6 protein-coding genes are annotated in these 8,598 nt (G+C 30.4%); all 6 read right to left on the bottom strand.

The genetic code is table 11. The features are described 5' to 3' along the window. Positions 1-114: 114 nt before the first annotated feature. Positions 115-1,386: a serine--tRNA ligase gene (gene serS, locus ACMOUI_RS11240; RefSeq protein ID WP_418965785.1), complete on the bottom strand. Its 1,272-nt coding sequence runs from the start codon at positions 1,384-1,386 to the stop codon at positions 115-117. A gap of 31 nt (positions 1,387-1,417) precedes the next feature. Beyond that, entirely contained in the window at positions 1,418-2,005 is a 588-nt protein-coding gene (locus ACMOUI_RS11245) for a TIGR03936 family radical SAM-associated protein (RefSeq protein WP_418965786.1), read from the bottom strand. Between the two features lie 129 nt (positions 2,006-2,134). Beyond that, a complete protein-coding gene (lpxD, locus tag ACMOUI_RS11250) occupies positions 2,135-3,133 on the bottom strand; it encodes a UDP-3-O-(3-hydroxymyristoyl)glucosamine N-acyltransferase (protein ID WP_418965787.1) in 999 nt (332 codons plus the stop codon). Positions 3,134-3,155: 22 nt separating this feature from the next. Then, positions 3,156-3,641, bottom strand: a complete 486-nt coding sequence (locus ACMOUI_RS11255) for an OmpH family outer membrane protein (protein WP_418965788.1) — start codon at positions 3,639-3,641, stop codon at positions 3,156-3,158. A 25-nt stretch (positions 3,642-3,666) separates the two neighbouring features. Beyond that, entirely contained in the window at positions 3,667-5,754 is a 2,088-nt protein-coding gene (locus ACMOUI_RS11260) for a BamA/OMP85 family outer membrane protein (RefSeq protein WP_418965789.1), read from the bottom strand. A gap of 17 nt (positions 5,755-5,771) precedes the next feature. After that, on the bottom strand, positions 5,772-8,598 hold a 2,827-nt coding region (locus ACMOUI_RS11265; RefSeq protein WP_418965790.1), incomplete at its 5' end, for a translocation/assembly module TamB domain-containing protein.

The following is an 8,598-nucleotide window of genomic DNA, read 5'->3' on the forward strand; positions in this document are numbered from 1 at the left end:
TGACTATATAGTTCTTTATTAAATATGATATTTAGTATAACTCCTATAAGAAGAAGAACTCCTAAAACTCTCATATCTTTAACAAATAGATTTAAAATAAATAAAATTAAAAGACTACTTTTTAACAACAGTCATACCACCCATATAAGGCACTAAAACTTCTGGTATTAAGAATGATCCATCCTCTTGCTGGTAGTTTTCCATAATTGCTAATAAAGTTCTTCCTACTGCTAATCCTGATCCATTTAATGTATGACAGAACTCGCTCTTTGAACTTCCCTCTGGTCTATATTTTAATCCCATTCTTCTAGCTTGGAAATCTCCACAGTTAGAACAAGAAGAAATCTCTCTAAATTTATTTTGTCCTGGTAACCATACTTCTAAATCATAAGTTTTTGCTGCTCCAAATCCCATATCTCCAGAACATAATTGAATAACTCTATATGGTAATCCTAATCTTTGAAGTATTGTTTCAGCATTTACAACCATTTTCTCTAATTCATCATATGATGTCTCTGGAGTTGCTAATTTTACCATTTCAACTTTATTAAATTGGTGTTGTCTTATTAATCCTTTTAAATCTCTACCATATGATCCAGCTTCTCTTCTGAAACAAGGGGAATATGCTGTGTAGTACTTAGGTAAGTCGCTCTCATTTAATATCTCTTGTCTATGAATATTTGTTAATGTTATCTCTGAAGTAGATATTAAAAACATATCATCTGTTGTTCTATACATATCCTCTTCAAATTTTGGAAGTTGCCCTGTTCCCTCACAGATCTCTCTTCTTACGATAAATGGAGTTAAATGCTCAGTATACCCATGCTCTGTTGTATGAGTATCCAACATAAAGCTTATTAAAGCTCTTTCTAATCTTGCTGCTGCACCTCTATAAACTGTAAATCTTGACCCTCCTAGTTTAGCTCCTCTTTCAAAGTCTAAAATTCCAAGATCTTCTCCAATCTCCCAGTGCTCTTTTGGTTTAAATGAAAACTCTTTTGGAGTTCCCCATCTTCTTATTTCAACATTATCCTCTTCATCTTTTCCAATAGGAGTACTTGAATGATACATATTTGGTAATGTCATTTGGAAATAAGTTACTTTTTCCTCCACTTCTGCAAGTTTTGCATCTAACTCTTTTATTTGAGCTGAAACTTTTCCCATCTCTGCTATAATCTCAGAAGCGTCTTCTCCAGCCTTTTTTCTTCTAGCTACTTCTGCAGACTCTGTATTTCTTTTATTTTTTAGCATTTCAACTTGGGATAGAATCTCTCTTCTCTCTGTGTCTAATTTTACAAACTCTTGAAGATCAATGTTGCTTCCTCTGTTTACCAGCATTTCTTGTAACATATCGATGTTTTCACGAATAAATCTTAAATCTAGCATAGCTTTTCTCCTTCATAATTAATTATATATTTTAGATTTTATAACCTTTTTTTACTATATGTACATCTTTTACATCTACACCTGCTAAAATCAAAAATGAGTTTGGTGAGGTATTAACCAGTTCTAAGTTGATTATATTCTCTACTCTAGAAAAGTTCTTAACTCTCTCTCCTAAATTTCTTTCTGATATCTTTCCATTTTTCTCTTTTCTCTCAATAATCTCCTTTTGATTAAATAGAGCCTCCAGTGTATCTATATTCTCTTTAGAACCTGATATTTCAAAAAGAGCATTTGTATATGTATCAACGATACTTCTTTTATCCTCAACGCTCTCCACTCTATTTACTCTGAATCCTGGAACAGCTGCAGAGTTCATTTTTTCCATTATCTCTTCATTGCTCATTACCTCTGATAGTTCTATATCCATTATCTCATTAAAAGCCTCTGTACCTAAGGAAACTGGATTTCCTAAAGAGATTTTTGGTCTCGGATGAAATCCCTGACTATATTTCATAGGTATATGAGCTTTTTTTAATAATCTATCTGCAAATCTAAGCATGTCTAAATGGGATATAAATCTCATCTCATCATACTTATCAAAAAATATTCTCTTCTTCATTAAATTACCTCATTCTTTTTATTTTATATATTGTATCATGTTACACCTTTAAATTAAATACCTTTCTTCAAAAAAATAAAAAATCTAAAGGTGAATAATTCAACTTTAGATTTTTGTTTATAACTATTTTTAAAGTTTTTTCTCTAACTCTTTTACTCTTTTTAATAACTCTGGTAATTTTTTTTGTGCAGCTTTCACTTTTAAGTCATCTTTTAGATTCATCAATGGATGTCCTGCCAATACCTGATTATCATCAACATTTCCTATGATTCCTGATTTTGCACCAACCATTACATTGCTACCTATTTTTATATGACCAGCTACTCCAACCTGTCCACCCAATGTTGTATTATCTCCCACTTCAGTGCTTCCTGCTATTCCAACTTGAGATATTATTAAACAGTTTTGTCCTATTATATCATTGTGGGCAATTTGAACTAGATTATCAATTTTTGTGTATTTTTTTATTAAAGTATTTCCTATTGTACCTCTATCTATTGTTGTATTAGCACCAATTTCAACAAAATCCTCAATTATTACAGCACCTATCTGATCGATTTTTGTATTGTTACCATTTACTTTTACAAAACCAAATCCATCAGACCCTATAACTGCACCTGGCTGAATAACACACTCTTTTCCAATCTTACAAAACTCTCTTATTGTAACATTGGAGTAGATAACAGTGTTATCTCCAATTTCTACCCCTTCACATATTGTTACATTTGGATAGATTGTCACATTTTTACCCAATTTTACATTATGCCCTATATAGGCATTTATTCCAACAGAGCTTCCCTCTCCTATCTCTGCAGAATCCTCTACAAGTTTCTCCATTTTTTTTAACTTTCTTTTAAAAAATGCTAAAAGTTTAGGCATTAAAACTCTTGGATTATCTTTTACCAATAGGTATGTTTTTCCGTTTTCTGGTAACTCTATCCCTGCTGGCACTATTATTACACTGGCTTTAGTCTCATCTAATTTTTTTAAAAATTTCTCATCTGATGCAAAAGTTACTTCTCCTTCTTTAGCTTGAAAAAAGGGAGATAACCCTGTAATGTTTACCTTGGCATCTCCCTTTACTTCACATTCAAGAAGGGCTATTAACTCATCTATTTTATAAGTCATCTTATCCCTCTCTCTATTTTGATTAGTTTACTTTTTTGCTTTTTTCCATTACATTTAATACTTTTGGAGTTATGTTCTCTCCACCAAATTTAATTGCTCCTTGCTCAAGAACATAGTCATACTTCTCTGATCTTGCAACATTTTGAATAGATATATTTATTAATCTATCTATTTCTTGCATTTTTTTAGCTTCCTCATTTGAAAGTTTAGCTTGAGATTCTCTCACCGATTTTTGGAAAGCTGTTACTTTATCTTCAAATGCTTTTTTCTCCGCTTCGCTTACATCTTTTCCTTTTCCCTGTAACTCAACTTGAAGTTTTTGTAACTCTATCTCTTTCTTTTGTAAAGTAGTTTCTAAATTTTGCTTCTCTTTTGTTAAAGTATCTCTAATTACCTTTGTTTGTGAATACTTTGCAAAAAGCTCCTGACTATTTACATAACCTACTTTTAAAGCGAACGCAGATGTTGATACTGCTGCTAACATTGCTAATATTGCTATTTTCTTCATTATAAATCCTCCATATATATTTTTATTAGAATGATTGTCCCATATTAAAGTAGAATTTCATTCCACTCTCTTCTGAATTTCCTACTGGCCATCCAAAATCAAATCTTAAAGGTCCTACTGGTGTATTAACTCTTAATCCTACTCCCACTGTTGTTCCAATATCATCTGGGAATCTTGCATCTCTTTTCTCGTTTAAGTATCCAGGATCCTCTCCTTGGTAATCCCAAGCTCTTCCTATATCTGAGAATAAAACGAATCCTAGAACATCATTGATTTGAGTTCTATTTTCTATTGTTGCTGTTATTTTCTGTGTACCTTGATAGTATCCTCCATCATAACCTCTTAGAGTACTTCCTCCACCTACCCAGAATCTTTGTGACTCAGGAGTTGTTGTTGTCATAACTCCTCCTACAGCTCTATAAGCAAATGTATTATTTTTAAAGAAACCTCTATGGTATTTTCTTAACTCTAAAGTTGTGTTAGCGAATGTTCCTGAATCTATTGTATCAGCATATCCAACTTCAACTTGATATTTTCCATACCAACCTGATGTTGGGTTCCAGTAATTATTTCTAGTGTCATATGTTATAGATGGATAGATACTAAACAATCCATAACTTCTCTTATCTCCCCACTTATTAAGAAGATTTTCTCCATTAGAATTAACACTATCTTTAGCTAGTTTTGACGCGTCAGCTTTCTCTGTTATATACTCAGCTTTTGTTCCAATTCCTAGTCTTAAATTCTTAGTTAAACCTTTTCCAATGTTTATTTTTGCTCCATAAGTATCTGTTTCATTAAATAGTACGCTATCACTATTTTCATACTCATTTTTGTATAAGCTCCATCCCCAAGATATTCTATCAGTTCCTTTTATCCAAGGGTCTGAGAAGTTAAGTGAGAAACTTGTGTAGTTTTCATCTGATTTTTCAAATGTTACTCCTAGCTCTTGACCTTTACCTTTCCAGTTCATATCTTTTACTGATACCATTCCCAGTAATCCTATCTCTGATCCATAAGATACCGCTCCCTGTAATGTGGCTGTTCTCTCCTCCTCAAGTAAAAGAACTAAATCTACTCCTTGATTCTCTCCTGGTGCAGGTTTTGTTTCATATTTTACATTTTTAAAGTATCCTGTTCTCATTAAGTTAGATACAGTTTCATTGTAATTATTTATATTGAATACCTCTCCTGGTTTAATCTCAATCTCTCTTTCAACAACATAATCTCTAGTTTTTAATAGAGTATCTGTAGCTTTTCTTCTTTGCCCTTTTTGTTTTGTTACCATTTTTGTAAAGTTGACTTTATCTACAATACCCTCATTGATAACTATTTGTAAGTCATTAGCTCCAGTTAAATCAATATCTTGAATTTCAGCTAAAACATATCCATCTTCATTATATTTTTTTAATATCTTATCTCTTGCATCTCTTAAATCATTAAGATTTAATACCTTTCCAGGCTCTATATCAATTAGACTTTTTAACTCCTCTGTTGTATATTTTGTATTTCCAGTGATTTGAACTCCATTTATAATAGGATTTTCAATAACTGAGTACACTACAACTAATCCTTCTGGATATTGGTATACATCTGGAATTACCTCTCTATACATACCTGTTTCTAAAAGTTCTCTTTGCCCTTTTATAATTTTATTTCTTGAAAAATACCCTCCAACTTTAATTGGTATTTTTTTAGCCACTTCATTTACAGGTACATTAACACTTCCTATTATCTCTAAACTAGATACAACTAGTGATGTATCCACTCTCTCTCTTTCTGAAGCAGGAAGTATTCCCTGTTTTTCCAATAGATCTTTAGTATCCTTCTTCTCTTTTACATCTACTACTAATTTTATTCCCCCATCATAAACTTGAGGATAAATAGCCAATTCGTCTATATAATCACTTTTCTTTATATTATTGTAATCCTTTAATAATCCCTCTGTTGAGAATACTTGCCCTTTTTTTAAGCTCATTTTTTGTATTAAAACATCTTGAGGTATCTCATTTAAATTTTTAAACTCTATCCCTTTTACTAAATATTCTCCCTCTGCTCCAAATGAAACTATTGAAGCTAACAGTGATATTATTCCGATTAGGTGCTTTTTCATCCCAAATTGCCCTCCAATTATTTTTTATTAGAAAAAATATCTTTTATACTATTATATTTTCTTTCAAACTTAAAATCAATATAATAATTTAATTTTCCTTTTTTCTTTTTTTCTATCATATTTGCATCATTTAATTTTGCAACTCCAACTCCATAAGACCATCCTGATTTGTATCTTCGTTCCACTTTAAAATCAAGCTGATTTACTGAATTGGAAAATTCATTACTTTGACTTTCGCTATCAGTACCTCCTATATCATACTTACTACCATCAATTATTCCTAGCTTTAATATCCAAAAATATTTATCTTTATATATCGGATTTTCAGCTTCTAAATATGCCCCAAATCCAAAAATATTGGGATCTTGTACCTTAGGGTCATCTGAATTAGCTAAAACCTCTTGATTAAATACATCTGAAACTATTCTAAATTTAGATATATGAAAAATATTTTGTATTGTTCTTGATATCGGTCTTAATAATGTACTTGAAATCTGGCTATCTATAAGAGTTTTAAATAATAAAGCTACTATGTTTTTATCATTTCCCTCTCCAGATCCATCAAAAAGATTTTTTAAGCTACTACTCTCACTTCCTTGCCCTGTAACTATGTTTAATCTTAAACTATTTAACTCTCCTTGTAAAGATATTTCTATATTTCCATTGGAAGTTAGTGCAGATACATCAAATATTAGATTTGGATTAAAGTCTGAGATCAAACCATTTTTCTTATCTGAAAGTAGTAGTGCTCTTGTTACAGTAAAATCCTCACTTCCAAGAACAAAACTTCCTTTTTGAATCTCTAGTTCTCCCACAACTCCTATTTTTTCATTTTTTCCAACTATATTAAATCGACCTAATATAACACCTTTAACATCTTGAGCAAATGTAGAAACATCTGGAATATCTATATTTATACCATCTCTTATCATCACTCCTATATTAAACTCTGGTGTTTCATTCAATGCTCCTTTTATCTCAAAATCTTTTCCTAATTTTTTACTCTCTCCAATTATAGCTCTGGTCTTATCTATTATAAAGTTTAAAATAGTTAAAATTAAACCTTTATCCTCTTTTAATATTCCAACTATCTCTCCACTATTAATAGTAACATTTCCTGATATTTTATTTTCTGAATATATCAAATTAGTTGAAAGATCGATTTTAAAGTAATCTTTTAACTGGTAAATCATATTTTTTAAAGTCAGATTAAATGCATAATCCAAGTTTTTATAAAACTCATTATCAGCTTTTATCTCATCCAATGATGGCAGCTTTAAGTATCCTTTACCCTTTATCTCTCCATCATTTAATTTCCCCTCCAATGAGTTAATTGTTAATCTTTCATTATCAATTTTTAAAACTAAACTCAAACCTTTTAAATCCAGTAACACCTTTGGTAGATTCGCATTGAAGTCTATTAGATCTATATATCCTTCATTCTCCTTTAAATTACTAGAAAGTTGAATATCTATATTGGCAGTTCCCTCAATATCTTTTATATTATCTTTAGATAATATAGCATTTAAAAAACTCAAGTCAATATTTTTAGAAAATATATTAAACTTATAATTTTGAGAGGTTATATCATACTCACCAGTCCCTTTTATTCTATTTTTCTCATAGTATGCTAGAAGCTCCTCTATCCTTATATTTTCCTTATCTCCAACTAAATTTAACGATATGTTATCAAAATCAAAACCTTTAATCTCATACTCTCCATCAAAAAGCTTTAAACTGTATTGCGGATTATCTAACTCACCTTTTACTTCACTTTCAATTCCAATACTTCCACTCATATCCTTAACATCTATTATCCCTTGGAAATCCTTTAAATATAGAGCCTGATCTGGAACTTTGAAATCTATTGTCTTTTCAATTAAATCAACTCTTCCACTGGAGAATAGAATTCTTTTTCCCTCTAGATTCAATATATCTAAACTATCAATACTCACTCTATTCTCTTTAGTATTCTTTACATAGGTTATACTTGAAATTAGATTTGGCATAATATCTCCATTTAAGTAAACTCTATCAACATTTACTCCAGCTTTGACCTCTATATCTCCATCTGAAATAGTCCCTGTAACTCTTGATAAAACTCTATATTTTAAAGCTTTAAAATTATAGTATTTTGTTAAGTTTTCCTCCAAAATATTTAATATAAAATCTCCATCTTTCTCTTTTAGATTATACTTTCCACTTGCAAGACTCTGATTTATTTTAAAACCAACTGTTGAAATAGTATTATCTTTATAGTCAATATTCCCTTTTAAAGATACAAGCTCTTTATTGGGCATCTCTAAAGATGCGTCTTTTATATCAGCAGTAGCATCATAACTCTCAAAAGTTCCCGCTACCTCTCCTTGAACATCATTCAATATTAAAACAACACTACTTTTTTTAAATTCACTACTTTTTAACCCATTTATTTTATAGGATAGATCCATTTTTTTATTTGGAATATCAACTTCTCCAGTAACTTTAAATAGGGCATTTCTAATATCTGATATCATTAAATTTCCATTGTCATAGGTCGAATCTATTTTTATACCTTGAACTTTAAAATCTTTATATCTTCCCTCTCTTAGCTCTCCTTGTATATTTGCCTGTAACCCTTGGTCATTTATAACCGATATATTAGCATATGAATCTAAAAGTATATCTTTATTTTCTAATTTTAAATCTTTAACAATACCTCTTAAAATAAAGTTCTCTTTTTCTCCAGCAATCTCTCCTAGAAAATCTAGTTTTATATCTAGATTTAAATCACTAAACAAATTTTTTTCTTTTAAATTTCTAGTACGGATTTTAAATTGATATTTAAAGCTATCTCTATTTAAA

The sequence above is a fragment of the Cetobacterium sp. genome (assembly GCF_048470075.1).
Lineage (GTDB): Bacteria > Fusobacteriota > Fusobacteriia > Fusobacteriales > Fusobacteriaceae > Cetobacterium_A.